Genomic DNA, 26,228 nt, shown 5'->3' on the forward strand with positions numbered 1-26,228 from the left:
TCTCAGAAGTCCCAAACGGCGGATAATTGTATTTCATACAATTAAAAGGTAGCAAAAAACGGAATGTGCCGGATTAGCTGTATTCTGTACAATTAAAAATGGCCGAAAGTCCATATTTAACGAAAGAAGGGGTTTTAGCTGTATGAAATACAGTTAACCCCCCAGTCATTCGATAATCAGTTGATTTTATTGTACGAAATGCAGCTAAAACGCCCCTAATTCCGCATTATTTCTTCACTGCTGCCCAGGACGCTTCATCCAGCAGTTCCAGCTCCTCCGGGTTTAGCCGGAAGGCCATGGCTCCGATATTCTCCCGGGCATGGCGGGCTTTGGATGCTCCCGGGATGGCAACTACGGTGTCGCCATGATAGTGAATCAGCCAGTTAAGGGCAACCTGGCCCGGTGTCACCTCATATTTCTCTGCCAGCTTACCCAGAGAATCAATCAACGGCTTACTGCGGGTCAGACTGGCATCGTCCAGACCCGATTGCATCCGCCGGATCCGGGAGACTGCAGCAATCTGCGACGGATCCTTATGGAAGCGTCCGGTCAGGATGCCCTGCTGCAATGGAGAGTAGGCGATAATGGAAATCCCCAGCTCCTTGGCAGCGGCCAGAGTCCCGTTCTGATCGATATTGCGGTGCAGCAGATTGTATTTGACCTGATTGGAAACAAGCGGAAGCCCGTAGGTTTTCAACAGCCGGTGTGCCTCAACCATCTGCTTGGCCGAATAGTTGCTTACGCCTACATAACGGATTTTGCCTGCCCGCACAAGTCCTGCCATGGCCTTCATCTCGCTGGCAATGGAGGATAAGGAGAACGGCTGGTGTATCTGATACAGATCAATTCCTCTTCCCCCCAGACAGGCGATACGCTGGTCAATCGTTGCGGTAATCGAGCCGGCTGTCCGCAGCAGCGGCCACCACTTGGTAGCGATCAGCGGTGCGGCATGCGGACTGCCCTCCTTCCGGAGCTGATCCAGCACATGAGCCAGCGCCTCTTCCGATTTGCCCCCTCCGTAGATTTCTGCCGTATCAACCCAGTTCATACCGCCTTCCAGGCTGATCTTCACGATCTCCAGAATATCCGTATCGGTAAGATTACTCCAATAGCGGCCTACAATGCCGCTTCCCCGGCTGAACTGCCAGCAGCCGAGTCCAAGCGGCGATACGGATAAATCTGACTGCCCCAGCGGGCGTACATTGACCTTGCTTGCGAGTGTCTCCATATTTCATCCTTCTCTCAGAGAATTAATTGAATACAATATGTAAGAGCTTATATAGCTATGAGACAATATAACTGTACACAAAGCTTAAGTCTTACCCTACGGGCTGTCAATTATCGTGCCATTAACACTGCATAATAAGGCCATGGCCTTAAAAAAGGAGGATATGGTATAATTGCCCTGCCATACTGCTCTAATTCTTGCAGGAAGCTTACATAAACACAACCATAACGGAGGGAATTCATGTTTAAACTTTTTTTCGGTTATCTGCTGCTGTCCCAGCTGGTAGGCAATCCATTTATGGCCCTGATTATCATGCTTGTCGTACTGTATTTCCTGGACCGCCGTTATGTCGGGATTTTTCCCAGCGTTACGAAGCCCCTTCGCCGCAGCCGCCAGATTTCCAAACTGCGCTTGACCATTGCACAGAACCCGAATGATGTAACCGCCAAATTCGACCTTGCCCGGCTGCTGACAGAGCGCAAACGCTACAGCGAGTCCAAGGAACTGCTGATGGCCATCGCCGACCGTTATGAGACCTCCGCTGAATACTGGGTAGAACTGGGGTACGCCAACCTCAAGCTTGGCCAGCTTCCCGAAGGAGAAGCCCAGATGCTCAAGGGACTGGAGATCAACCGCAGGGCGCAATACGGCCAGCCTTACCTTCGACTGGCCGAAACCTTCCGGCATGCAGACCATGACAAGGCGCTCCACTATGTGAGCCAATTCCAGGAGATCCAGTCCTCCTCCAGCGAAGCTTATTATCTGGCAGGCTCCATGTACAAGGCGCTGGGCCGGACGGAGGAGGCCAAGCTTGCTTTTAACGAATCGCTTTCCGTCTACCGGACATTACCCAAATACAAGAAACGACAGGAGCGCGGCTGGGCCCTGCGCAGCTATTTCGCCAAGCTGCGCTGAGCGGCTTATTATTAATGATACAGGGGACCTTTACCGCAAACAACCTCCGGCCGCTGCACGTTACCGTGCCCCGGAGGTTGTTTGGGTTATTTTACAGGAACCGTTATTTCAAGTTCAGGAATATATAGCTTATGCCCGTCTTTCCAGACGTAAGGTTTGATTATGATACTCTCCGGCCTCTTCTCAAAAGGTTCAAAGACACTGCTCTGTGATATCGTATGCCCGTTACCGCTACTGCTGCCATCTACCATAACGGCCTCTTGCCCTTGCCCATTCCACAGCTCGAACCAAAAAATGAAACTCCCCTGTTGCTTGTATTTATCTGGAATGGCTTCCTCTATAGCCTTGATATCCGCTCCGGGGTCTCCCGTAACTTCAGTTAGCAGCCGGGTCGATGTTTGGCTTAGTTCCAGCCGCGTGACCCGCAAATGAATATGGTCATGTACCTTGACCTCTCCGGGAACAATCACAAGATCGCCCAAAGTATTCTTGCTCACCGGAAACTCAAAGCGGAATGGCTGATCAATTCCATTAATAGAGACCAACATGGTGAGATCAAATTGCTCAGGGAGTTGCAGATTAACTCCACTCAGTGCTGTAACGATGACAGAGTCAGGTGCACCCGTCCCTCCCGAAGCCATGGCATTTCCCGTATTCACCGATTTTCCGTTCACCCGAAACTCAATATTATTGATTCCTCCCGCTTCCTCACCCATACGGGTCAAATCTAACCATTTCCCCTTGTCACCACCGTCTGCTTGAGCACGGGTAAGCACCACTGACAAGCGGCTTCCGTCATACATTTGTTCCGACACACTGATCGTCGTCCCGTCCTGAGTAACGCTCTGCTGAATATTTGTGGTTAGACCTGCTTTATTTGCTTTTTGAAGCCCGGCATCCCCTACAAGTCTGAATACACTTTCCATGAAGGGCAGCTGCTTCAGGGTCTCTGCCATTGCCGGAGAGATGAACCCCAGACTAACAATGATCACCAGCCCGGCGGCCGCAGATGCGGCACTAATCATCAGCCGGGACAGACAGCTACGTTTGCTCCTGTGTTTGGAGATGTCCTTGTCTGGAGTCTCCTCCAAGCTTGCCTCATCCCGTTCAACGATCATCCGGTAAGTTTTCTCCATACGTGTGTGCACAACTTCCGGCAGTTCAGGAAGACGCTCTTCCTTGAGGCCTTCCAGCCTGCTCTCCAATGGCTGCTGACTCATTCGTTCACCTTCCTTTCTACGGGTTGCGCGAGAGCTTGATATAAGGTTTTTCTGGACCTGTGCAGTCTGGTTTTGACTGCGCTCTCTGACAGCTCAAGCAGCTCTGCAATCTCCTGTAGCCTCAATCCCTATAATAATGCGGCTTAACAATCGTCCGCGATACCTCTTCCAGCCCGCTGATCGCCTGACGCAGATCTATATCTTCGGCGGATGAAGAAGAGGACTCTATGCTCTCCGGCGGATCGGACATAACTACCACCTTGTCCCGTCTGCGCAGGATCATGTTTCATTCATTAATCAGAATACGAAACAGCCAAGTGTTGAAATAGGCCGCCTCTTTCAATCCGGAGATTGTTCTAAATGCCTTCAGCACAGTCTCCTGCATGGCGTCCGCACAATCCTCGTCATTCCTGACCATGGACTTCGCCATACTGTACATCCGCCTATCCAGACTCTTCACCAGTTGGATGAAGACCTCACTGTCGCCTGCCTGTGCACGCCGGACCAGATCCTCTTGTACGGTATCCAGGGTAGATCTCCTCCCTTCCTTCGGGATGCTGCTGCTTCCCGCTTGTTAGTTTGTATATATCTGTTTAGTTGAAGCACAGGCGCATAAGGTTACCTCAGTACGAACATTATTTTCTTTTCTTATGTAAACAGCAAAGAACAGGCTCCATTAAACTGGAAGCCTGCTCTTTATTGTATCCTATCAGATAATACTGAACCTTAGAGATTCAGGGTTTTCGGCTTTTCCTCTGCAGCTGCCGTACTGAACGGCCACCAGTTGGCCCGCCCGAACAGCCGCACCATTACCGGCACGAAGAACGGAAGGAACAGCAATGCGTACAGGGCCAGACCCGAGAGCACCACGGTGGCAATCTGCATCATCGACAGCACCCCTGAAGGATACATCGAGGCGAATGTACCGCCCAGGATAACAACGGCTGACAGAATTACCGTTCCCATATTCCGCATGGCATGCAGAATGGCTTCACGCACATCCCATGTTTTATTCTCATTGAACCGGGCCATCAGGAAGATACTATAATCTACCCCGAGGGCAATCAGCATGACGAAGCTGAAGAACGGAGTCGTCCAGGTGATCCCGGAATAGTTCAGCAGATGGACGAAGATCGCCTCCGTTACGCCCAGTGCTGTAAAGTAGGTAATCAGCAGGGAGATAATCAGATACAGCGGCATAATGATTGACCGGAGCAGCAGCACCAATATGATGAAAATACCGCCCAGCATCAGAATCACCGTCCGCGTGTAATCCTCATTAGAGATTTTCTGCAAATCGCTGTAGGTGCTGGTCACGCCGCTCATGGCTGTCTCCGCATTCTCCAGCTTCGTACCGGCCACGGCGCGGTCCACCGCCGCCTGGATATCCCCGACACTGTCAATGGCTTCAGCACTGTATGGATTCTCAGCGAATACAACATCCAGTGTCATGACCTTCCGGTCTCCGGACAGATAGGTATCAAATACCTGCTGAATGCCGTCAGCTTCAAGCGCCTCTGCCGGTACGAAGAACCCGCTCAGCTCGTCATCCTTGGCATCCTGAATCTGCTTAAGGTAATCCTGTGCGGAACTCAGGCCGCCTGTGATTTGTCCCAGGCCATCCGCACTTTGTGTAAGACCATCTGTCAGCTGGCCGAGCTGGCCTGTAAGCTCACCGAAACCGTCCGCGAGCTGCTGCTGTCCGCCCTGCAGCTGATCCAGCCCGCTGGTGATGGACGGAAGCTTGCCGACAATCTGCCCCTGTCCGTCTGCCGCCTGATTCAGGCCGGATTGCAGCTGGCCGATACCGGCCACCAGCTGATCCAGCCCCTTCGCCAGCGCGGATTGGCCTGCTGCCGCTTTGGCATAACCGGCATTGGCTTCGCTCAGGCCCGCTGCCGCACCTTTGAGCTGGGCCGATATCTGGCCCAGCCCTCCGGCCAGCCCTGCAGCTCCAGCGCCGCTCTGCGTCACTGTACCTTTGATCGTCTGGTAATTGATATCCTGCAGCAGCTCCGGATGCGCGGACTCAAGTCCTGCGAAGGAGCCTTCCAGACCTGTCAGAGCATCTGCAACACCCTGAAGCTGTGTCTGCAGGCCGGCAAGCCCTCCATCCAGCGCCGTCAGGCCGCTGCCGATCTTCTTGTAGCCTTCGAGCAGCGCGGTATTGGCCGCTGCCAGCTGTTTCGCGCTTGCCGCCGCCTGCGAGAGGCCGGCCTTAATCTCTCCGGCTCCGGCTGATCCGCTGCGGATGCCGTTCTCAATACGCGACAGGCCGTCACCCAGCGCAACGATGCCTTCCTTGAGCTCAGCTGTACCTTCCGTCAGCTTGGCGCTCCCGGATGCGGCCTCTGTAAGTTTCGGCCCATTCTCTTTCAGCTGCTCGCTTGCTTCTGCAAGCCCGCTCTGAATTTTGGTTAAGCCTTCATTGCTCTGATCCAGCCCGTCGGCGAGCGTAGCGACCTGGGTAGGGATCAGGAAGTCATTAATTTGCTCCCCGGTCGGACGGGACATGCTGCGCACTGCCTTGACTCCGTCCACCTTTTCCAGCTCACGGCTGATTTTCTCGGCCAGGCCCATATATTCAGCCGTATCCATCCGGTCATCATTCTTAATGACAATCTTGCCCGGCATCGACTCACCCGGACCGAAGCTCTCCGAGATAATGTTGAAGCCTTTGACCGACGCGTAATCCGAGCCGATTTCATCCATGCTGTTGAAGCTCAGCTTCCCGCTGTATGTAAGCAGGAACGGCACAACGATGACTGCCACAATCAGCAGCGCAGCCCAGGGTCTCTTCAGGGAGAAGGAGCCTGCCGCCCCCCAAATCCGGCTCTCACTGTGCTCCAGCTTGCCGCGTGACGGCCAGAACAGCTTTTGGCCCAGCACCGCCATGAAGAACGGTACAATCGTCACGAGCGCCAGCAGCATCACGGCAATCCCGACAGCCACCGCGACCGCTGAACGGTACAGCATGAATTTGGACAGGCCGATCGCCAGGAATCCGACGAACACCGCCAGCCCTGAATAGAATACGGTACCGCCCGCTTTACGGTAAGTTGAGATAATAGCACTTTGTGTATCCTCGGAATGGGCAAGCTCTTCCTTGAACCGGCTGATCAGCAGGATGCAGTAATCCGTCCCGATCCCGAACATAACTGCGACCATGAATATCTGTGTGAACGTGGACAGGGGGAAATCAAACCGGTCCACCAGAAAAGCCACAACCGACTGTGACACAATATAACTCAGCCCCACGGTAAGCAGCGGCACAAACGGCGCTACGAATGAGCGGAACACAACGAACAGAATGAGCAGAATAAAGACAACTGTAATGTATTCCGACTTCTTCAGCCCGGCTTCCGAGCTGGCAATCGTATCTTCTGTAATCAGCCCTTCACTGGTCATATAATGATCAGCAGTGACGTCACCCAGCAATGCCCCGGCCTTGGCCGGCAGCTCTTTAACCTCTTCCTCTCCGCCCTGCACCGACAAAGCAACCATGATCGTATTGCCGTCTTTGGCAATAAGGGTATCCTTAAGTTCAGGCTGTGTAAAAGGATCGGTAATCGCACTGAGATTCAGGGAATCCTTATTCGCGGCCAGCTTCTCAACGCCTTGCTTAATACTCTCGGTGTCCGCAGCCTGCAGGCCCTCCGGCTTGTTGAACACAAGCGCAACCTGATGTACCGTTTCCCCGCCTTTGGCTTCTGCCACTTCCTTCATGATCTCGGCGGCCTTTGACGAAGTGTATCCTGCCGGGACCGAGATCTGCCCCTTCTCCCGTACCAGATCGGACATAGCCGGGGCGGTCAGGAATAACACTACTGCCACCGCCAGCCATATAGCGATAATTGCCCATCTTGATTTTAAAATGGTTCTCAATTGTTTCTACCTCCTGGTTCCTGCATCAGAAATGCCAGCTTCTCAAACATCGTAATGAACCGCTCGATTTCGTGATCCTCGAAGTGGAACAAGTAGGGGGAGATAACCTCCTGCATCTGCTTCTCGGAAGTGCTGTAGACACTTTTGCCATGCTCCGTCATCGTCAGATACACCTGCCGGCGGTCATTCTCATCACGGGTCCGCTCAATCATTCCCGCCTCGTCCAGCCGGTTGATAATAGCCGTAATTGAGCTCTTGCCCACCGCCACTGCCTCAGCCAAATAGGTGGAGGTACACTTCTCCTGTCCGGCAATCAGCCGGAGAATCAGGAACTGGTCATTCGTCAGCCCTTCGCCAAAAATATCCCTGAGTCTGGCATTAATCTGCCTGGTCACAACCATATAAGCGTCCACGTAACGGTTGATCCATTCCTCTGCATCCTTTTTCATGCGGGTTCCTCCTTTACGAAATAATAGTTCACGTGTAGAACAGTTTCACAATAAAACTATATTGTCCTATTCTTAAAAAGTCAACCGCTGATCATGAATTTTACATTCCAGCGTAAAAACAGCCACCCTGCACCGTAAAGTGCTGAATGGCTGATCTCTTCCCATATAATCTGTCAGTAATTTTCTGTTACGTTGAGGCCAGCCTTCCGGTTTACTCCTCGTCCTCGGTCTCTTCAACCTCGTACACACAGCGGAACATTTCGATTCCGGCTGCGTTCTCGCCCAGGCTGTATACCATAAATCCAAGGCTGCGGTAGAAATCCGCGGCAATCTCATCTTCGGTCTCCGCCACCAGATAACGCGGCTGACGGGTCGTCACCAGCTCCAGAATCATCCCCCGCGCATAGCCCTTGCCCCGGTTCTCCGGCAGCACTGCAATATGGCGGATATCCAGCGATCCGTCCTCAGTCTCTTCAAAGCCGGTGAGGCCGAGCAGCAGCCCTTCCTCCTCCCAGCCGCATAGCTGCAGTGCCGCTTGCTCCCGGTATTCTGCCGAAGTGCGCTCCAGCGCATCCGGATCATCTATAACCGCATAAGCCAGCAGTTCGTTCACCTCAGGGGTTCCGACAAGCGGCTTCAAATCAATCAACATTATTTGACCTCCTAAAAGTTTGTTTAGCACTTCCCACCATAAAGCGGCTTCCTGCAAGCCTGCTTCGAAAGCACATGCTTAAGTGGGGAATGTTCTCCTGTTGCCGGTGAGACCAAAGGTTCAGAGCAGCCTCCGCCTATCCCCGCACCAGCCGCAGCAGTGCATATCCCGCCCATACCCCCAGCAGGTTAAGCAGCAGATCATCAATATCCAGGCTGCCCGCCCGCAGCAGCATTTGCATCAGCTCAAGCACTATTATACATAGAACGGATACTAGCGTTAACCGCAGCAATGAGCGGTAAGCGGTGCTAACCAGAGGCAGCAGGATGCCAAAAGGCACAAACACGGCAACATTACCCAGCAGGTTAACCAGCCGCCCCGAGTAAGACACTCCGTTACTCATATCAAAATACAGACGCATGGTGCGCAGCGGCTCCAGATTGTAGCGCAGCGGCCCCTCTGTCTGAAGCGTCCGTCCAAAGCCGAGAAACATCCAGTAGATCAGCACTGCACTGTATATGAGTAGCAGCAGCCAGGCCAGTATCCGCCGCCCCGGGGGCAGCTTCTGTCTATTTGCCGCCGGTTTTCCTTTCCGGCGGTGTTTACGCGTGTTAGAGATTGCTCTCACCTTCAATGATTTCAATGGTGCCGTCATTCTTGCCGATCACTGCCATATCGGCAATGCCGATGAACAGCCCGTGCTCCACGACTCCCGGAATACGCTGGAGGGCAAGCGCCAGATCAGCAGCCGAGTCAATAGCCTCGAAGCGGCAGTCGGCAATATAGTTGCCGTTATCCGTCTTATACAGCTCACCGCCGCTGCGGCGCAGCTCCGGCTTACAGCCAAGCTTGGCCAGGTCAGCGACAGTCCACTCCCAGGCAAACGGCACGATCTCAACCGGCAAAGGGAATTTGCCAAGTGTGGTCACGGCCTTGCTCTCATCTGCGACCACAATCATACGGGTGCTGCCCATCGCAACAATCTTCTCGCGGAGAAGCGCGCCGCCGCCCCCTTTGATCAGCTGCAGTGCACCATCAAGCTCATCCGCACCGTCAATGGTCAGATCCAGAGAATCCACCTCGCCAAAGGCAACCAGCGGAATTCCCAGCTCACGGGCCTGATCCTCCGAAGCCTGCGAGGTAGCCACTGCCGTGATCTTCAACCCTTCACTAACACGTTCACCCAGCTTGCGGATGGCCCAGTAAGCCGTAGAACCTGTACCCAGTCCTACCTTCATTCCGTCCTGTACGTACTCGACGGCTTTCTCTGCTGCCAGCTGCTTAACATTGATACTCATTTTATTACCCCCATGTTATCCGTTATAATGAACCAAGTACAATAATGCACACCAGGAGGATTCCGGATGAGAACCGAAAATCAGATTCAATCCAAAATCAACGAATTGACGCTTCAGCGCAGATCTCTGGAGTCGCGTCTGGCACCCTTGTCTGCCGAAGATCCGCAGCGGGCAGCGCTGAATGCCCAGCTGACCCGGCTGGAAGATATGATGATGATGCTCGAATGGGTACTGAACGCACCCACGGGTAAATATCACGCCTAACGGGTAGTTAAGGACAATATGTAAGCCCGAACAGATCAGCAGGCAGGCCTACACTGTCAGCTCAGCTATAATCTTTGAGCATGGCCTCATATAGTATGGCATTGTCATGTTCAAAGCAGATAAATTCAATCCGCTGCAGCGGGAGCTCCGCTGATGTCCGTTCACGCACATAAGTCACGACTGAATCCAGCGCCGTCTTGCAGGCCAGCTCTTTGGGGAAGTTATAGATTCCTGTACTGATGTTCGGAAAGGCGACACTCCGTGCCCCGTAAGAGCATGCCAGACTGAGGCTGCTGCTGTAACATTGGGATAAAATAGCCGTCTCGCCTGCAGCGCCCCCTTTCCAAATCGGTCCTACGGTATGAATGACTCCCCGGAACGGGAGAAGACCTGCTGTGGTTACCGCGGCTTGTCCCGGGAGTATCCCGCCTTGCTTCTGCCGGATTACAACGCATTCTTCTGCAATCCGGGGGCCGCCTGCCCGGTGAATCGCACCGTCCACTCCCCCGCCCCCGTAGAGGCCTGAGTTGGATGCGTTCACAATCATCTCACCCTGCCAGGCGGTAATATCGCCTTCACTTACTGAAATCACTACATTGTTAACTGTGATTTGCATGTTCGGCCTCCTGTTTCGCCGCAGTCTCCAGCGCTTTAATCAATTCCTTCTCCCCCCTGCGGACAGCCTTGCCCGGAAAAGATAAATGTTCAAACCGGACTCCCTGCATCGCGGCCTGGCGGAGATTGCTGAGCATATAATTCTGCGCGTCGGACAACACCATCTCGCCCCGTCCGGCAGCAACCCTGCACAGCGCATGCGTGATGAAGGACTCTCTGTCCGCCCCGTCAAACAGCGTGAATTGAAACAAAGGGACTGCTTCCGGCAACTCCTCATTCGGAGAGAAAGTCTGATGATATACAGAATACATCAAATGGCCGGTATAGGCTCTGGATGAATCATTCTCCCGTTCAGCAAGCATTCTGCTGTTCTGAAAGGCAATAATTCCGGCGGCGAACAGCAGAAACAGCACCACACTTCCAATCAAAGTAAATATTCCCTTCACCGCCAATCGCATGAAATGGACAATACCGTTTCTATATTATCATGTAGAGAAGTCTGCCGTGAATGGCCCGGAGGCAAGAAATGTTTATTTAAGCGTTTCATCTATAAAGTTATTTTGAGATATTCAAATTAACAGTTGAAACTTCCCGTGGCATGTCTCATAATGAAGTGGAGCAAACTGATTTGTCAATCCATACGAAATCAAGGGAGGATACCTGGAAATGAAATTTTTCTTGGATACCGGAAATATTGAGGAAATCAAACGTATTACCCGCCTCGGATTAGTGGATGGCGTAACGACGAACCCGTCGCTGATCGCCAAGGAAGGCAGATTGTTTAAAGATGTTATCCAAGAGATCGTGGCGATTGTACCCGGTCCGGTCAGCGCCGAAGTTATCGGTCTCACAGCGGAAGAAATGCTTAAGGAAGCTTACGAAATCGCTGAATGGGCTCCGAACGTCGTAATCAAGCTGCCAATGACTGAAGATGGTCTTGAAGCTTGTTATGAACTGACCAAGAAAGGCATCAAAACTAACGTTACGCTCGTATTCTCCGCTGCTCAAGGCCTCATGGCAGCCAAAGCGGGAGCTACTTATATCAGCCCGTTCGTCGGACGTCTGGACGATATCGGTGTTGACGGCATGAAGCTGATCAAGGATCTGAAGACCATTCTCACTAACTATGGCCTGAAATCCGAAATCATTGCAGCCAGCATCCGCAATATCGCCCACGTAGAGCAAGCAGCTATTGCCGGCGCTCATATTGCTACCATCCCGGGTTCACTCTTGCCTTCCCTCTGGAAGCACCCGCTGACAGACAACGGTATTGAGCGTTTCCTGAAGGATTGGGAGAAAGTGCCGCAAGTTTAAAATCATAAAGGTTTATTAGTTTAAGCCCCCTTCCGCGAAACGCGGAGCGGGGCTTTTTGTTATTTGGCGTCCCGCAAATGCCTTGACCAATTTGCTTGTTGTAATTATAATTGTCATAACAACTAATTTTTCGAAGGAGCATTTTTTTATGCCGCATTCTTCTCCGCAGCAATTTCTCGGTTTCCTGCTGGGCTCCACCCACCGCAGGATTACCACCGGCTTTGCCAGGGCTCTGAAGCCTTATGATATTACTCCCGAGCAATGGTCGGTCCTGCTCATGATCTGTGACCGCAGCGGGATCAGCCAGAAGGAGGTAGCCGCTGCTGCCGCCAAGGACCAGCCGACCACTGCACGGATCGTTGAGCTCCTGCTCAAGAAAGGATTCATCAGCAAGTCCATGAATCCCGGTGACCGCAGGGCTTTTCAGCTCTACGCCACAGAAGAAGGGCAGTCGCTAATCGGAAATACGCTCGGGCTGGAGCAGCAGACCATTAATACTGCTGTGGCCGGGCTGAATCCGCAGCAGCTTGAAGAGCTCCGCAGCATGCTGGAGCTGATCTACCACAACACTAACCATCAAGAATAGGAGCACACACCTTTGAGCAATTCAACAGAACGTCTATGGACCAAGTCCTTCATTACTCTCACCCTATGCAATCTGCTGCTGTTCACCGGCCTGCAGATGACCTTATCCACCCTTCCGGCGTATGCGGAAGGCACACTGCATGCAACTTCCGTGCAGGTCAGCCTCGTAACCAGCCTGTTCGCACTCAGCGCTATCGCTTCCCGTCTATTCTCGGCCAAAGCCATGGAGAAGGGCGGCCGTAATCTGCTGATCTTCCTCGGACTGTCCGTTTCACTCGCGGCCGTAGCCGGCTATTACTTTGCAGGCAGTATCGCTGCCCTGCTGCTGCTCCGGATGTTATTCGGCGTTGGCTTCGGAATGGCCAGTACTGCCTTTCCGACTATGGCATCCGACGTAATTCCTGTCCGCCGGATGGGTGAAGGCATGGGCTATTTCGGGCTGTCCACCAGTCTGGCAATGTCCGCCGGTCCGCTGATCGGGCTCAGCCTGCTGCAGGGACCCGGCTTTGGCTCCCTGCTCCTCGGCGCAGGAGCTGCGCTGGCCATTATCTTCCCGCTGGGCTACCGCCTGGCCAAGACCTTGCCCCCGCAGCACAAAGAGCCCGCAGGAGTACCCGTTGCTGCCTCCGGGGGCGGGGCGTACCGCAGGCTGTTTCTTCCCTGCCTGCTTAACTTCCTGTTATCCATCTCCTATGGCGGACTGATTGGCTTCCTGGCGCTCTTCGGAGCTGAAAAGAGCCTGCCCCACGTAGCCTACTTCTTCCTGTTCAATGCCGTGTCGATTGTGATTATCCGTCCGCTGTCCGGCAAGATTTATGACCGCTTTGGCCCGGCAGCACTGCTTATCCCGGGAAGCCTGTTTATCGCCGGCGGTTTGCTGCTGCTCTCTTTTGCAACAACGACAGCTGCCCTGTTCCCAGCCGCCCTATGTTACGGCTTCGGCTTCGGGTCGATGCAGCCTGCACTCCAGACCTGGATGATCCAATCCGTAGAACCGCGCCAGCGCGGGCTGGCTAACGGCATGTTCTTTAACTCCCTTGATCTCGGAGTCGCCATCGGCACCTTGCTGCTTGGTGCAATTGCCTTATATACAAGCTATACGGTTATGTACAGATATTCTATAATCGCACCTGTCCTGCTGCTCGTAATCTACCTCTTCGTCTATGCATCACAGCGCAGCAGAAGACGCCACTCCCCTGCACAGGAAGTGATCAGCCACACGTAACCCACGCTATAGTTCAAATACCTTCCAATGCCCCCATGACATCAGCAGCAGCGAACCAGCGGCGGTCCAAGTGCCACTCCGGTGAATCCAATGCTGCTGTACAGGGCGGCACTCATCGTTCACAACACCTTTTATTGTGGTTTTTTCTGGAGTCTGATATTCGCCAGCGTCAAAAAAACCGCCCGGCGTTTACACGCGTAGACGGTTCTGCAGACAATCCATTGCTCTCAGTCCTGTAAAGCTCCTGCCGATACAGTCTCGCGCACCGCAGCCGGAAGGAACGGATTAGGCTGACCCAGGCTGTAGATATGAAGCAGATGCATCGCCCGGGTACAGGCGGTATAGAAAAGCTTGCGTTCATGCTCACGGCCATATTTCTCTGCGGAGCCATCGTAGATAATTACGGCATCGAACTCCACGCCTTTAGCCAGATAGGCGGGCAGCACCAGAGTGCCCTTTTGAAAATTAGGCGTTTCCTTGGTAACCAGCCTAACCGGCAGCCTGCTCTGCAGTTCATTATGCACCCGTGCACTTTCTTCCGCTGTTTTGCAGATAACAGCTACATAATGATAGCCCTGTGCATGCAGACTCAGCACATCCTGCTCCACCGAGGCCAGCAGGTCGTCTTCACTGTCCACGACTGTCAGCAAAGGCTCCTCGCCGCGCCGGTTAAACGGTACGATTTTCTCCCCTCCGGGAATCATCGCCCGTGTAAACTCGACAATCTCATAGGTAGAGCGGTAGCTGCGGGTCAATGAGATCACTTCCGTGTTCTCTTCGCCATAGATGCTGACCAGCCCGGCCAAATCCCCCAGCACCTCACCTTGCGCATAGATGGCCTGGTTGAGATCGCCCAGCACAGTCATTTTGGCCCGCGGAAAGAGCCGGCGCATGAATTCCAGCTGGAACGGCGAATAATCCTGCACTTCATCGACGATCACATGACGGATCAGTGTATTGGTGCGGAAGCCCTGACTGAGCTCCTTCAAATACAGAAATGGTGTCGCGTCTTCGTAGGCCAGTTCGTTCCCGGCAATGGTAGCCAGCGTGAAGCTGCAGATGTCATCCCATACATCAGGCAGAACCTGGCTGCTGTTCAGGCTGTCCATTAACTCCCGGTCGGTAAACAGCCGGCTGTACAGCCCCTTCACATCAACGAACCGTCCGCGTTTGGTCCAGCCGCGCAGCGGCTTGAGGCGCTGGCTGACGATATAACGGGCGAGCATGATTTTCTCCGTTTCAAAATCATCAAAGCTATCATTATGCCCTCCGCCCTTGCGGCGCATCATATTATAAGCACGCTGATAGTCGCTGTTGTCCATAAGCTCAATCTGGTCATCGACCCATGATGCACTGCGTTCCTCAATGCTAAATGCTGCTATTCTTTTGAGCAGCCAGCCGGTCATCAGTTCGATCCGGTTAGCCAGCTTGATACCCGGGTCATAGCTATAGAACTGGCGCTCCATCTCTTCCTTGCCGACAACCGCACGCCCCTGGAACATCAGCGGCTTGAACATCATGCCTTCGTGCTCCAGCAGGTTTACATAGCGCCTGATAACATCCAGGAACGATACGGAGGATTTATAGGTGATCCCTGCTCTGCGTATGGAGGCTTCCGGCCCATCCGGCGCGTTCAGCAGGCTCTCCGTCTGATTGAACACATCCTCCAGCTGAAACTCTTGTCCGAGCCGGTGCTCCAGATACATCTGGAAGGTGGTCTGCTGCATATTCTCTTCACCGAGTTCAGGCAGAACGGTGGATACATAGCTGTTAAACAGCGGGTTTGGTGAAAAGAGCAGCATCTGGTCTGCCTGCAATACCTCGCGGTATTTGTAGAGCAGGTAAGCTACCCGCTGCAGCGCCGCTGAGGTCTTGCCGCTTCCGGCCGCACCCTGCACAACCAGCATCCGGCTTCTGTCGTTGCGGATCACCGCATTCTGCTCCTTCTGGATGGTCGCAACAATGCTCTTCATCCGGTCATCGGCGCTGTGGCTCAGCACCTGCTGAAGCAGCTCATCGCCGATCGTTACGCCGGTATCGAACATCACTTCGATCTCTCCATTATCGATTACAAACTGGCGTTTGAGCTCCATGTTCCCCGTAATTAGTCCGCCCGGCGTGTCATAGGACGCCGGACCCGGCGCACCGTCATAATACAGGCTCGATATCGGGGCCCGCCAGTCGTAGATCAGGAAGGTTCCGTTATCCTCCATCAGTGAACCGATGCCCAGATAGATTTTATCTGCCGCAGCATCAGCTGATTCCGAGAAATCAATCCGGCCAAAGTAGGGGGATACGACCAGCTTTTTATATTTTTTGAGTGCTTTACTGGACTGCAGATGATGGCGTTCGCGTTCGTTCAGGATCTGCGCCTGCTGCCGCAGGCTTGTTGAGGTCTCGCCCAGATCGTCAGGACTGCTGAAGTTCACGGTAACTTCTTCCCAGAAGTCCTTACGCATATCCACGACATCCGTACGGTGGAGTCCAAGCTCCTCCGACAGCAGCCGGATGTGGGTAGATAACTGCCTGGTAATTCCGGTTACCCGCTCCTGCTCCTCTTGCCACTCGTGATCATGTTTATCCAATGCATTTCATCCCCTTCAGAAGGTTGACATTCATAATTCTACATGTTATAATTAAATTGAATAACTATGTTTTTTTGAATTAGGCTTTATTTGATATCTTTTTATATTACCAACTCTTTAGCGCTTTTACAAGTTTCCGGCACAATTTATTTCTAAGATAAGAATTGCTTCACGCAATACATAACCCTATGATGTATATATTCATCCGGTCCCTCTGGGACCGGATTTTTTTGTTCTTTATATTTTTCCCGTCATATCGGCAGTGTCCTTCTCGTCCGTGTTCATCCGGTTAATCTGATCAGCCACCCTATCCAGACGATCCAGCTGATAGCCGTAATCATATATTGCCGCTGCCACCACGGACAACCGCAGCTGCCCGGATTTCTCAGGATCATATCCGTGGATGGCCGCCTCCAGAAAACGGTCGTTGTCCTCTGCCAGAAGTTCAGAATCATTCGCACCCGGCTTCAGCTTATCCTCGAATTTCAGCAGGATGTACTCATGATATTTAATCAGCTGCTCCAGATGCCGGTCAAACAGCTCATCGGTACGTTCTGTCCGCTCGGCCTGGAAGTAATGCCGGTCTATAGCCTCCAGCACCTGAAACCCCTTCTGCAGAGAATTGAGCAGATTCTTATACACCACCATTTGTCTGGTCTGACTGTATTTCGCCCTTCTTAGCTGCTTCTGCTCCTCTTCGAACAATGCATACTTGTCAGCCAATGCCTTAATGGAACCTTCCAGAGCGTTCTTCTCATCCCGGAATACACTTTCCTTCATTTCATGCGATACCGCAGTCCTTAGCAGCAGTGACAGGCTGGTGAATACATTCTCAATCTGCTGGATGTACTGCTTGCGCGGCTTCGGCGGAAAGACAGCGATATTAATAATGAATGCCGACAGAATACCGGTCAGCGTCAGCAGAAAACGGGTGAGCGCAAATTGCCACTGCCCGGAAGCCTCCATTACGGAGATCACGGTAACCAGTGTCAGGCCGATCGTATCGGCGCGGTTCATTTTCATGCTGATCATAATCACCAGAATACATACCAGCCCGACCGCAATCGGTTCATTGGACAGCAGCATTCCGCCCAGCAGGGCTATCACAGCTCCCATGGTGCTGGTCTGAATCTGATCGAGGAAATACCTCCATGATCTGTATATGGATGGCTGCATGGCAAAAATAGCCGCTATAGCCGCACCGACAGGGGAGGCGAAATTAAATAGAACGGACAGATAAAGTGCGAGCGTGACTGCCATTCCTGTTTTGAGTATGCGGGCACCAAAAGCCAAATCCATCCCTCCTAAAGAGCTTGATCTATTTCAATATAGATGCTGTGAATAAAAATTTATGTATATCCTGAAGGTATTCGGTAAATCTCTAATAATTGCACACACATTATTACCCATGAAGCACGCTGGCGAATTTTAGTATGGCTTAAGCCGGGTTTAAGGATTCTTTCAGCTTTCGGGGAATAATGGGTACATGTCAGCCAACATACAACTCAGAAGAGGTGAATCATGAACAACCCTATCCAAAGAATTACTGCATTCACTGCAGCCGTAATGCTCACTATGGCACCGGCTGCCGCTTTTGCGGAGAATCCGTCTACCGGCACAGCCACTTCCGCACCGGATTCCATACACGCCGGCAGGGAGCATGGGCATCCTCACGGCGGGAACAAGAACTTCCGGGCCGGAGGCCATTTCATCATCAATGAAACGGCTAAGCTGCTTGAGATGGACCGTTCAGAGCTCATTGACAGCCTGAAGGCAGGCAAGACACTCTCTGCCCTCGCCCAGGAGAAAAAGGGCTGGAGCGAAGATCAGTACATCCAGAAGCTGAGTGAAGCCGCCAGCCTCAAGGTCGACGAGTCGGTCATGGACGGCCGGATTACGAAAGAGGACGCCGACAAGCTGAAGACCGGTCTGCCTGTAATGATCAAGCTGAGCCTTAGCCGTGCGGCTCAGTTTCATCAGGCCAAGCCTTCACAGCAGCCTGCTGCGCCGAAGACACGCTAAAGCACCAGTCAATGATGCGGATGCCCTGCAGATTATTTGCGGGCATCCTTTTTGCGTTGCGGGCCTCCCCCTTTGCGCTCCCTGGAGTTCCGGTAAGCCTCGAAGCAGGCGGCAGACAGCATGAGCCATGCGCCGCTGGCTGCGTAGCCGCCGATCACATCACTGGGATAATGCACGCCCAGATAAATCCGGCTCCAGCCGATCCCGCCGGTCATCAGCACGGTGAACAGAATCAGGATGAACCGCTCACGTCTGTTGTGCATATGCCTCCAGAGAAGATAGGCAATCACTCCGTATAAAGAGAAGGCAGCCATAGAATGTCCGCTCGGAAAGCTGTACCCGGCCTGTTCAATGAGTCTGTGTATACTGGGACGTTCGCGGTGGAACCACAGCTTCAGCAGTGTATTCAGCAATTGCGAGCCTAAGCCTACCCACAGAAACAAAGCCAGCTCCATCCGGTGCTTCAAGGCGAAGAATAATATAGTCATAGTCAGCAGCGAAATCCCGATAGCCAGCCTCGAGGAGCCGACGAGCGATAAGCTTTTGGCCAGCGCAGTGAGCGGCGGCGATTCCACAGATTGCACGATATGTATAACGGCACGGTCAAAGCCTGCAGCTCCGCCCTGCTTCACCAATACAGCGATCAGGATAAATCCCAGCAAAAACCATATAAAACGGCGAAATCCGCCGGACCAGTAATGATAATAAAGCATAACTACCCCCTTGTCTATTTCCGCGCCTGATGACAGATTTCCTGGAAGAGTCTCTCCCGTGTTATAATTGCCTAAGAAGTTAATTCATACTAAAGATGGAGTGCTGCCAAAGTGGAAAGTCTAAAATTACAGGAACGATTGTTGAACCAGTGTATCTCAACAAAAGTGCCCGTGACCATTTTTACAACTAACGGAGTCAAAATGCAGGGACTCGTAACCTCTTATGACGCTTATACTATCACCTTGCAGGGTCAAGGTGACGGCAGACAGAACGTACTCTTCAAATCGGCAGTCTCCACGGTAGTGCCGCTGAAGCCCGTCTCACTCAAATAAGCAGTCCCGCCCGGCGCATCTCTGGGCCTAACACCTACAAATTAACCGTCCCGAATTCAAAAGGAACACCGGAGCAAGCCATTCCGGTGTTCCTTTTGCCATTGTTGCCTGGCAGGACAAGCATTACACTTTGCAGTTAGTAACCGGTCCGAAATAATTATCCGGCAAATACTGCAGGCATTACACAGACCGGCTTGGACAATTCCGCCGTATTTCCTGTGAAGGTTAACCGCCCGCCGGCAGCATCCAGTGAGAAGACCACCAGATTATTGCCGTCCCGGTTGGCTACAATCAGATAGGCTCCGTCCGGCGTGACCGTGAAGTGGCGCGGATGCCCCCCTCTTGTGGATACATGCTCCACCAATGTAAGCTCAGCCGATGCCGGATTTACAGCGTAGACCACAATACTGTCGTGGCCGCGGTTAGAGCCGTACAGATATCTGCCATCCTTGGAAAATGCAATTTCGGCACAGCTGTTATTCTCTGACGGGTAACCTTCCGGAAGTGTCGATACCGTAAATGCCGTCTGCAGAGTCCCTGCATCAGCATCATATAGGAAGGAAGTTACGGTGGAATCCAGCTCATTGATCACATAAGCGGATTTGCCATCCGGATGGAACACGAAATGGCGTGGTCCCGCTCCTTCATGCAGTACAGTATCTCCAAGCGCTTCAAGCTTCTTCGCTTCTTTGTTAATCCGGTAGGTCCGGATCAGATCCAGCCCCAGATCAGATACAAACAGGAAGCGCTCATCCGGACTGAAGATGGCCGAATGCGGATGCGGCCGGTCGTGGCCCGGAAGATCACTATGTCCGGTATGTACTGCAATATCCGTCAGGGCTTCGGGTATCCCGTCTGCATCCAGGGTGAGCAGTCCTACCGTTCCCCCGTGATAGCTGCATACTACAATATGTTCGCTTTCAGCATCTCTATTGATATTACAGGTCGTGGTTTGACCCGTGCCTGCGGCAGGCATCGTCGGAGTCCGCTTCAATTCAGTCAGCTTGCCGGTCTTCGGCTCAATCGCGAAGGTTACAATCTCTCCCTCTTTGCCGCCCTCCCCACTTGGCTTCTCGCCAATCGCATACAGCTTCAGCCCGGAAGGGTCCACATTTACGAACGTCGGGTTCGTTATGCCATCAGCTGTATCCAGCCTCTCAAGTGTACCTCCGGCTTCACCGTCAAAAGCAAACACCTGAACTCCGCTCTCCTCAGCCGTTGCATAAGAGCCGGTAAACAACAGCAGCTTCGTATTCTCATTCATCTGGGTAATCCTCCTCCAACTTGTGGTTATGGATGCATATCAGGCATCTATATAATTTACAGTTTTTCGTGAGGTATGACAAATGCAACGGAAAAAATGACAAAAAACATTTCAAAAATAAGACTTCTCAAAGCAAAAAGAGTATGCTATAATGAAAGCGCTAACATCAATGTTAATTATGTATAAAGGGGGAACACGAATGAGCAGCCTGCTGGAAGCCAGAAATGTATATGAGGACTTCGAGGTGGAGACAGACATTCTGTTCTTTAAGGTCGGGGACCATGACCTTGTCATTTTTCACGGCAGAAACTACAACATTAAAAAGAGAATGACTGCCGAGCAACTGAACCGCTTATTGTCGAGTAACAGCTATTATCATGTGTACGGGGGCTGCTACGTTAACCTGAACAAGATCAGCTCCATCGAAGATGACTGTATCTATTTCGGTGAAATGGGCTTGTATGCGAAATCTGTACGCGTTCCCAGACGCAAACAGGAAAGCATCCGCCATCTGCTGAGAGGGCTTAGCTCCTGAGGCGGATACATATCCGCTGCCTGCTAATCCGTAGAATACAGCACAGAATTATTTTTACGCATTCAATGTCTCTCTCATCTGGCCGGAGCGCGCATGGGGAAACCTATTGCTGCTCCGGCTTTTTCCTGTTTCTTAATGGAATATTAAAAAGTTATTATGCTTTTTTATACTTTCTTAAGGTTTGGAATTCTGTTTTCTGGTAAAGTTGTAGAAAGACAGGCACCACCTATATTGAAGGGAGTCATTAATTATAATGGACAAAAAAGATTTCAACGAAAATGGACAGCTTGAAAACGGCGGAACGCCGCCGGAAGAGAACGACACTTCTGTAGTTACCCCGGAAGATGGAATTGAACGTGCGGAGGCCGTATCTGAACCTCAGGCTGAAGTAATTATTCCGGCAGAACCTGTACAAGCTGCAACAGAAAGCTCCAGCAGCGTGCACTCTCCGAAAATTGAAGAAAGCGTTCCCGTGATGAACAAGGTAGGCGACGGTACTCCTCCTTCGAAGCCGGCAGCACCTGCAGGCGGCAAAGGCTGGATGATCGCCTCCATCTTATTGGCAGCGGCATTAATTGTAGTCCTGATTGTGCAGCCTTTCAAGAAAGACGACAGCAAGATCGCTGTTGCTACCGTTAACGGAACGGATATCACGAAAGCACAGCTTTACGATAAATTGGTTGAAGCAGGCGGCGAATCCACGCTGCAGAACCTGATTACTACCACTCTCGTGGATCAGGAAGCGAAGAAAGCCAACATTACCGTAACCGATGAAGACATTAACCAGGAGATCGCAGATCTGACCACCCAGTTCGGCGGTGAGGAAGCCCTGAATTCTGCTCTGCAGCAGAGCTCCATGACTCTGGATGACCTGAAGAAGCAAATGCCTTTGCAGGTTGAGATCCGCAAGCTGGTTGAACCGAAGGTTACCATTACGGATGAGGACATCTCCAAATACTACGATGAGAACAAAGCTACCTTCAATCAGGAAGAAGAAGTTCGCGCTTCCCACATCCTCGTTGAAACCAAAGAAGAAGCTGATGCCATCGTCAAACAGCTGAAAGACGGAGCAGACTTCGCCACACTCGCTAAAGAGAAATCTGCAGATACCGGTTCCAAAGACAAAGGCGGAGACCTCGACTTCTTCAAACGTGCCGATATGGTTGCTGAATTCTCCGATGCGGCCTTCAACATGAAGGTTGGTGAAACCAGCGGTGCTGTGAAGACCGATTACGGTTACCACATTATCAAGGTTACTGACCGTAAAGAAGCACATGAATACACGCTTGCTGAGAAAAAAGAGGAAATCACCAAGACTCTGAAAGCGCAAAAAGTCTCGGAAATGTCTTCTACCTGGCTGGCTGATTTGACCAAGAATGCCACCATCACCAATACTTTGACCGATACTCCTGATGCATCCGCTACTCCGGCAGCATCTGCCGCACCAGATGCCAGTGCAGACCCTGCTGCTGCTGCAACAGAAGCTCCAGCCAAGTAATCTATTCATTCCTGCATAATACACACATACCTAAAGAGGACAGGCGGATTCCCGCCTGTCCTCTTTGCTTGTCCGGCCTTAGGCCCGGACGCAGCCGTCAATGATTTTTTTTACGGATCTGTTTGTCGTGATTCTCGCCCCACTCCTTGGCCTGTGCGGTTGCAATGGCAATCGCCCGCCCCTCCTCATAACCATCCTCAAGCAGCGCATTGGCAATTTCCACAGCCTTGTTGCGCACAGGTGCAGTGAAGTTCTTCAGAGAATCCGGATAGTCTCCTTTATTCCATGGCATAACAAAAACCTCCTTGATCTGACTATACTCATACTTAGCCGGATCAGGGAGGTTCTAAACCATTTATTGTAATGTTTCCTTATTTAATGACTTTCACACGCTCTTCAATCGGCTGGAATTCTTTCTCTCCCGGAGGGGTTACAATGGTACCGAACGGCAGCTGTGCAATCAGCTTCCACTCTGCCGGAATACCGAATGTTTCTTTGACTTCATCGTCAATCAGCGGATTGTAATGCTGAAGCGAAGCGCCCAGACCCTGTTCTGCGAATGCTGTCCACACTACGAACTGCAGAATTCCTGAGGACTGGTTGGCCCAGATCGGGAAATTCTCTGCATACAGCGCGAAGTTCTCCTGAAGATGCTTCACCACCGCCTGGTCTTCGAAGAAGAGCACGGAGCCGTAACCGGCTTTGAAAGAAGCTAATTTCTGGGCAGTGCCTTCGAATTGTTCAGTCGGAACGATTTTACGCAAGGTTTCTGCAGTGATATCCCACAGTTTATCATGTTGTTCACCCAGCAGGACCACGGCTCTGGAGCTCTGGGAGTTGAAGGAAGTCGGGCTATGTAATACTGCCTCTTCAACGATCTTCTGGATCTGTTCATCAGTGATTGGGGATTCTTTGCTGATTGCATATACGGAACGTCTGCCTTTTACCGCTTCGAAAAAGTTCTTAGACATAAAATAACTACCTCCATTTAATTAAGTAACTTACTTTTATAAATCTTAACACTTTTCCTACCGGAATACAACTCTTATTCACAACTTTTCCCTGTCAGCTTACTTATGCTTATACATCAGCTCTTAGTGTCGCAGTATTCACAGTAATTATGCGCCTTCCACTATTTTCTATAAGCTGATCTTCACGTTTAGAAACATGGCACTAACTTTTCGTATATACAACCTGTCAATAAATACGCTACAATGATTCAGCAAAAGTGCAGAAAGAAGGTCATTTATGAGCTCCCCTCTTAAGGATGGAACTAAACGAACAATGAAATTCACATTATTAATACTGCTAAGTTCTGCCTTGATTCTAAGCGGCTGCAAAGACACAGCTTCGACATCATTAAATGCAGCGGCCGCGGTTACAGAACCCGAGACAGCTATAGATTCCACTGCGCCTGTGTCCTTCTGGGTCGCTACCGATACACATTATCTGGATAAGGCGCTTGAGGATGGCGGCCAAGCCTTCCAGACCTATGTCACAGGCGGAGACGGTAAGATGCTTCCCTACAGTGATGAATTAACTGAGGCTCTTGTCTATGATGTGGAACAGAAGAAACCTGAATTCCTCATTCTCAGCGGCGATCTCACCAACAATGGTGAAGCAAGCAGCCATAAAGAGTTAGCCGCGAAGCTGCACCGGATTGAGGCAATGGGCACCAGCGTATATGTTATTCCCGGCAACCACGATATCAATAACCCTTGGGCCAGATCCTTTGACGGTGACAAGCAGGTGGTTGCAGATCATATTAATGTGGAGGATTTCCTCGCGACCTATGAGGATTTCGGTTACCATGAGGCGCTATCCCGGGATGCTGACAGCCTAAGCTATGTGGTTAAGGCCGCTCCAGGCCTCTGGCTTCTGATGATTGACAGCGCCCAGTATGCACATAATGAAGAATACAATTTCCCGCAAACAGACGGGCGGATCTTACCTTCAACCTTGTCCTGGATGGATGAGAATGTGAAGCTGGCCGCACAGGAGCATGCCTCGATCATTACTGTAATGCATCATAACCTGTTAAGCCACACCTCCATGGCGGTATCCGGCTTCAAGCTTAACAACAGCCAGGAAACCATGAAGACGCTCCGCAAGGATGGCCTCAATCTGGTCTTATCCGGGCATATCCATATGCAGGATATCCGCCGGGACCCTGCCGAGGATTCTATTGATCCGGCCATGCCTGTATACGATATTGCTACAAGCGCAATGGCGGTTAATCCCCATCAGTACGGCGCGATGACGTTTGATCCGGTCTCCCGTGCTTTTACCTATAATACGGCCGCAGTCGACGTGGAGGGCTGGGCTCAAGCGAAGGATATTACCGATCCTCATCTGCTGAACTTCAAATCGTATGCTGAAGATACCTTTGCAGGTGAATCTTATGAGAAGGCAATGACCAGACTGAAGGATAGCACCTTTACAGAAGCTCAGAAGCAGTCAATGGCCGAGGTCATGTCCAAGCTGAACGTGAAATATTTCGCCGGCACCGCCGCTGACTCACTGGACGAGATCCAAGCCATGCCGGGATACAAGCTGTGGGAGAGTATGGAGGGCGGATTCATGTCCGGGTATATCCGCAGTATGGCCGAGCATTCAGAACAGAGCAATGTATCGCTGGAGATGGTTCTGACTACACAGTAAGCGACATTATTTAGAGAGGAGCATGCTTAGTGACAGATACTCATGAATCCCCGCCAGGCAGCAGCCTGCCTGAGATCATCTCCAAGCCGGCGCACCGGGCGCTGGCCGGAGCCGGTATTGTAAACCTGGAGCAGCTAACCACAATTACAGAAGCAGAGCTGCTGAAGCTGCACGGTATGGGTCCTAAGGGCATCCGTATCCTCCGGCAGGCGCTTGCAGACAAAGGGCTTGATTTTGCCAAGTAAGCTGGTGTAGTGTGACGCTCAACGTGATACATCAAACAGCGGCAGCCATGGACGGGATGAAGTCCTGAGCTGCCGCTGTTATGTTGTACTGGCTTAGCTTGAGACATGAGCCAGCTTTAACTGTATTTTGTACAACTAAAGCTTGCCCACATGCCTCAGAAGGAGTTTTAATTGCACTCTGTACACTTATATAATTCTTTTTTTGCCGAAGAAGAATATTTTGCTCAATTTTAATTGTACAGAATACAGTTATTCCTGCACATCCGGGTTTTCGCCGTCTTTTAATTGTACAGAATACAGTTATCTGCCATGCGCTCCGTACCGCCTGCTTGAATTCTTCATTTACTTATAAGCGCTGCCACAGAGAAAACCGCCAGAGAGAAAATCAGGCAGAGCGCTTCAATTTCTTGTGTAATATAATAGATGGCTCCGACAACCCCAAGCCCCGTTGCATTGGAGATAACAAGCCGCTTTACCAGCGATTCCCCGGCAAATCTGATGACTGCAAATTGAAAAATACTAAGCAGGATATGCAGAGGGTATAGAATTAAAAAGAACAGCACAAACACGACGAATCCGCCGGGGCCACTGATATATGTGGTCTCAGACACTAATGAATTATCGATGCCCGTGACCATTATGCCGTATAACACACTTAACACTGGCGAGATGAGGCAGATATTCATTAAAAGTTCCCTTTTAGCTTTGTCCATGTTCTAAAC

At 51.6% G+C, this 26,228-nt stretch carries 30 protein-coding genes; 11 read left to right on the plus strand and 19 right to left on the minus strand.

What is annotated here, in order from left to right:
• Positions 1 to 226: 226 nt before the first annotated feature.
• Complete coding sequence (locus NSU14_RS16490; RefSeq protein WP_340946273.1) at positions 227 to 1,228, minus strand: aldo/keto reductase; 1,002 nt, start codon at positions 1,226 to 1,228, stop codon at positions 227 to 229.
• Between the two features lie 240 nt (positions 1,229 to 1,468).
• On the opposite strand from NSU14_RS16490, the gene NSU14_RS16495 reads away from it, so the two are divergent.
• Positions 1,469 to 2,143: a tetratricopeptide repeat protein gene (locus tag NSU14_RS16495; RefSeq protein ID WP_340946275.1), complete on the plus strand. Its 675-nt coding sequence runs from the start codon at positions 1,469 to 1,471 to the stop codon at positions 2,141 to 2,143.
• A gap of 86 nt (positions 2,144 to 2,229) precedes the next feature.
• Here NSU14_RS16495 and NSU14_RS16500 read toward each other — a convergent pair whose 3' ends face one another.
• From NSU14_RS16500 to rpiA, 9 genes are all read right to left on the minus strand, one after another.
• Complete coding sequence (locus NSU14_RS16500; protein ID WP_340946276.1) at positions 2,230 to 3,363, minus strand: DUF4179 domain-containing protein; 1,134 nt, start codon at positions 3,361 to 3,363, stop codon at positions 2,230 to 2,232.
• Positions 3,360 to 3,488, minus strand: coding sequence for a sigma factor-like helix-turn-helix DNA-binding protein (locus NSU14_RS36005; RefSeq protein WP_144026122.1), 129 nt, complete (start codon positions 3,486 to 3,488; stop codon positions 3,360 to 3,362). Before NSU14_RS36005 ends, NSU14_RS16500 begins: the two co-directional genes overlap by 4 nt.
• A complete protein-coding gene (locus NSU14_RS16505) occupies positions 3,485 to 3,613 on the minus strand; it encodes a hypothetical protein (protein WP_339303317.1) in 129 nt (42 codons plus the stop codon). Before NSU14_RS16505 ends, NSU14_RS36005 begins: the two co-directional genes overlap by 4 nt.
• Positions 3,614 to 3,649: 36 nt before the next feature.
• Positions 3,650 to 3,823 carry a sigma factor gene (locus NSU14_RS16510; RefSeq protein ID WP_340946279.1) on the minus strand — a complete coding sequence of 58 codons (174 nt, stop codon included), beginning with the start codon at positions 3,821 to 3,823 and terminating at the stop codon, positions 3,650 to 3,652.
• Positions 3,824 to 4,089: 266 nt separating this feature from the next.
• Positions 4,090 to 7,248 carry an MMPL family transporter gene (locus tag NSU14_RS16515; protein ID WP_340946280.1) on the minus strand — a complete coding sequence of 1,053 codons (3,159 nt, stop codon included), beginning with the start codon at positions 7,246 to 7,248 and terminating at the stop codon, positions 4,090 to 4,092.
• Complete coding sequence (locus tag NSU14_RS16520) at positions 7,245 to 7,697, minus strand: MarR family winged helix-turn-helix transcriptional regulator (protein WP_340946282.1); 453 nt, start codon at positions 7,695 to 7,697, stop codon at positions 7,245 to 7,247. The genes NSU14_RS16515 and NSU14_RS16520 overlap by 4 nt, the downstream gene beginning before the upstream one ends.
• A 211-nt stretch (positions 7,698 to 7,908) precedes the next feature.
• Complete coding sequence (locus NSU14_RS16525) at positions 7,909 to 8,349, minus strand: GNAT family N-acetyltransferase (protein WP_039298121.1); 441 nt, start codon at positions 8,347 to 8,349, stop codon at positions 7,909 to 7,911.
• Between the two features lie 136 nt (positions 8,350 to 8,485).
• Positions 8,486 to 9,004, minus strand: a complete 519-nt coding sequence (locus NSU14_RS16530; protein ID WP_081969973.1) for a VanZ family protein — start codon at positions 9,002 to 9,004, stop codon at positions 8,486 to 8,488.
• A complete protein-coding gene (gene rpiA, locus NSU14_RS16535) occupies positions 8,961 to 9,641 on the minus strand; it encodes a ribose-5-phosphate isomerase RpiA (RefSeq protein ID WP_179093556.1) in 681 nt (226 codons plus the stop codon). The genes NSU14_RS16530 and rpiA overlap by 44 nt, the downstream gene beginning before the upstream one ends.
• A gap of 72 nt (positions 9,642 to 9,713) precedes the next feature.
• Between rpiA and NSU14_RS16540 the strand changes: the two genes are divergently transcribed.
• The gene (locus tag NSU14_RS16540; RefSeq protein ID WP_042136681.1) at positions 9,714 to 9,911 is read left to right on the plus strand and encodes a hypothetical protein; all 198 of its coding nucleotides are present in this window, start codon (positions 9,714 to 9,716) and stop codon (positions 9,909 to 9,911) included.
• Positions 9,912 to 9,972: 61 nt separating this feature from the next.
• Here NSU14_RS16540 and NSU14_RS16545 read toward each other — a convergent pair whose 3' ends face one another.
• Together NSU14_RS16545 and NSU14_RS16550 are read right to left on the minus strand one after the other, a co-directional pair.
• Entirely contained in the window at positions 9,973 to 10,527 is a 555-nt protein-coding gene (locus tag NSU14_RS16545) for a macro domain-containing protein (protein WP_042136679.1), read from the minus strand.
• Positions 10,511 to 10,984, minus strand: coding sequence for a hypothetical protein (locus NSU14_RS16550; protein ID WP_340946287.1), 474 nt, complete (start codon positions 10,982 to 10,984; stop codon positions 10,511 to 10,513). The genes NSU14_RS16545 and NSU14_RS16550 overlap by 17 nt, the downstream gene beginning before the upstream one ends.
• A gap of 208 nt (positions 10,985 to 11,192) precedes the next feature.
• Between NSU14_RS16550 and fsa the strand changes: the two genes are divergently transcribed.
• From fsa to NSU14_RS16565, 3 genes are all read left to right on the plus strand, one after another.
• The gene (gene fsa / locus NSU14_RS16555) at positions 11,193 to 11,840 is read left to right on the plus strand and encodes a fructose-6-phosphate aldolase (RefSeq protein ID WP_039298111.1); all 648 of its coding nucleotides are present in this window, start codon (positions 11,193 to 11,195) and stop codon (positions 11,838 to 11,840) included.
• Between the two features lie 148 nt (positions 11,841 to 11,988).
• Positions 11,989 to 12,426: a MarR family winged helix-turn-helix transcriptional regulator gene (locus NSU14_RS16560; protein WP_042136675.1), complete on the plus strand. Its 438-nt coding sequence runs from the start codon at positions 11,989 to 11,991 to the stop codon at positions 12,424 to 12,426.
• Positions 12,427 to 12,438: 12 nt separating this feature from the next.
• Positions 12,439 to 13,650: an MFS transporter gene (locus tag NSU14_RS16565; RefSeq protein WP_042136673.1), complete on the plus strand. Its 1,212-nt coding sequence runs from the start codon at positions 12,439 to 12,441 to the stop codon at positions 13,648 to 13,650.
• Positions 13,651 to 13,877: 227 nt separating this feature from the next.
• On the opposite strand, the gene helD is transcribed toward NSU14_RS16565, so the two are convergent.
• Positions 13,878 to 16,235 (minus strand): RNA polymerase recycling motor HelD, encoded by a 2,358-nt coding sequence (gene helD, locus NSU14_RS16570; protein ID WP_042136671.1) that lies wholly within the window; start codon positions 16,233 to 16,235, stop codon positions 13,878 to 13,880.
• 237 nt (positions 16,236 to 16,472) lie between these two features.
• Positions 16,473 to 17,528, minus strand: coding sequence for an FUSC family protein (locus NSU14_RS16575; RefSeq protein ID WP_042136669.1), 1,056 nt, complete (start codon positions 17,526 to 17,528; stop codon positions 16,473 to 16,475).
• Positions 17,529 to 17,756: 228 nt separating this feature from the next.
• Here NSU14_RS16575 and NSU14_RS16580 point away from each other — a divergent pair, with 228 nt between their 5' ends.
• Entirely contained in the window at positions 17,757 to 18,257 is a 501-nt protein-coding gene (locus NSU14_RS16580) for a hypothetical protein (RefSeq protein ID WP_340946290.1), read from the plus strand.
• A 32-nt stretch (positions 18,258 to 18,289) separates the two neighbouring features.
• Here NSU14_RS16580 and NSU14_RS16585 read toward each other — a convergent pair whose 3' ends face one another.
• Positions 18,290 to 18,970 carry a phosphatase PAP2 family protein gene (locus NSU14_RS16585; RefSeq protein ID WP_042136664.1) on the minus strand — a complete coding sequence of 227 codons (681 nt, stop codon included), beginning with the start codon at positions 18,968 to 18,970 and terminating at the stop codon, positions 18,290 to 18,292.
• A gap of 111 nt (positions 18,971 to 19,081) precedes the next feature.
• Here NSU14_RS16585 and hfq point away from each other — a divergent pair, with 111 nt between their 5' ends.
• Positions 19,082 to 19,303 carry an RNA chaperone Hfq gene (gene hfq / locus NSU14_RS16590; RefSeq protein ID WP_039298097.1) on the plus strand — a complete coding sequence of 74 codons (222 nt, stop codon included), beginning with the start codon at positions 19,082 to 19,084 and terminating at the stop codon, positions 19,301 to 19,303.
• Positions 19,304 to 19,460: 157 nt separating this feature from the next.
• On the opposite strand, the gene NSU14_RS16595 is transcribed toward hfq, so the two are convergent.
• On the minus strand, positions 19,461 to 20,567 hold the full coding sequence (locus tag NSU14_RS16595) for a lactonase family protein (RefSeq protein WP_042136662.1): 1,107 nt from the start codon (positions 20,565 to 20,567) through the stop codon (positions 19,461 to 19,463).
• A gap of 199 nt (positions 20,568 to 20,766) precedes the next feature.
• On the opposite strand from NSU14_RS16595, the gene NSU14_RS16600 reads away from it, so the two are divergent.
• Both NSU14_RS16600 and NSU14_RS16605 read left to right on the plus strand, forming a co-directional pair.
• On the plus strand, positions 20,767 to 21,102 hold the full coding sequence (locus tag NSU14_RS16600; RefSeq protein ID WP_039298093.1) for a LytTR family transcriptional regulator DNA-binding domain-containing protein: 336 nt from the start codon (positions 20,767 to 20,769) through the stop codon (positions 21,100 to 21,102).
• Positions 21,103 to 21,355: 253 nt separating this feature from the next.
• Complete coding sequence (locus NSU14_RS16605) at positions 21,356 to 22,600, plus strand: peptidylprolyl isomerase (RefSeq protein WP_340946293.1); 1,245 nt, start codon at positions 21,356 to 21,358, stop codon at positions 22,598 to 22,600.
• Positions 22,601 to 22,697: 97 nt separating this feature from the next.
• Here NSU14_RS16605 and NSU14_RS16610 read toward each other — a convergent pair whose 3' ends face one another.
• A complete protein-coding gene (locus tag NSU14_RS16610; RefSeq protein WP_039298089.1) occupies positions 22,698 to 22,892 on the minus strand; it encodes a hypothetical protein in 195 nt (64 codons plus the stop codon).
• A gap of 79 nt (positions 22,893 to 22,971) precedes the next feature.
• Complete coding sequence (locus NSU14_RS16615; protein WP_336102824.1) at positions 22,972 to 23,571, minus strand: nitroreductase family protein; 600 nt, start codon at positions 23,569 to 23,571, stop codon at positions 22,972 to 22,974.
• 313 nt (positions 23,572 to 23,884) lie between these two features.
• On the opposite strand from NSU14_RS16615, the gene NSU14_RS16620 reads away from it, so the two are divergent.
• The gene (locus tag NSU14_RS16620; RefSeq protein ID WP_340946297.1) at positions 23,885 to 25,261 is read left to right on the plus strand and encodes a metallophosphoesterase; all 1,377 of its coding nucleotides are present in this window, start codon (positions 23,885 to 23,887) and stop codon (positions 25,259 to 25,261) included.
• Between the two features lie 29 nt (positions 25,262 to 25,290).
• Positions 25,291 to 25,506, plus strand: a complete 216-nt coding sequence (locus tag NSU14_RS16625) for a DNA-binding protein (RefSeq protein WP_076245482.1) — start codon at positions 25,291 to 25,293, stop codon at positions 25,504 to 25,506.
• Positions 25,507 to 25,844: 338 nt separating this feature from the next.
• On the opposite strand, the gene NSU14_RS16630 is transcribed toward NSU14_RS16625, so the two are convergent.
• The gene (locus NSU14_RS16630; RefSeq protein ID WP_042136654.1) at positions 25,845 to 26,219 is read right to left on the minus strand and encodes a hypothetical protein; all 375 of its coding nucleotides are present in this window, start codon (positions 26,217 to 26,219) and stop codon (positions 25,845 to 25,847) included.
• Between the last annotated feature and the right edge of the window lie 9 nt (positions 26,220 to 26,228).

Origin of the sequence: Paenibacillus sp. FSL R10-2771 (assembly GCF_038000205.1) — a bacterium.
Classification (GTDB): domain Bacteria; phylum Bacillota; class Bacilli; order Paenibacillales; family Paenibacillaceae; genus Paenibacillus_AQ; species Paenibacillus_AQ phytohabitans.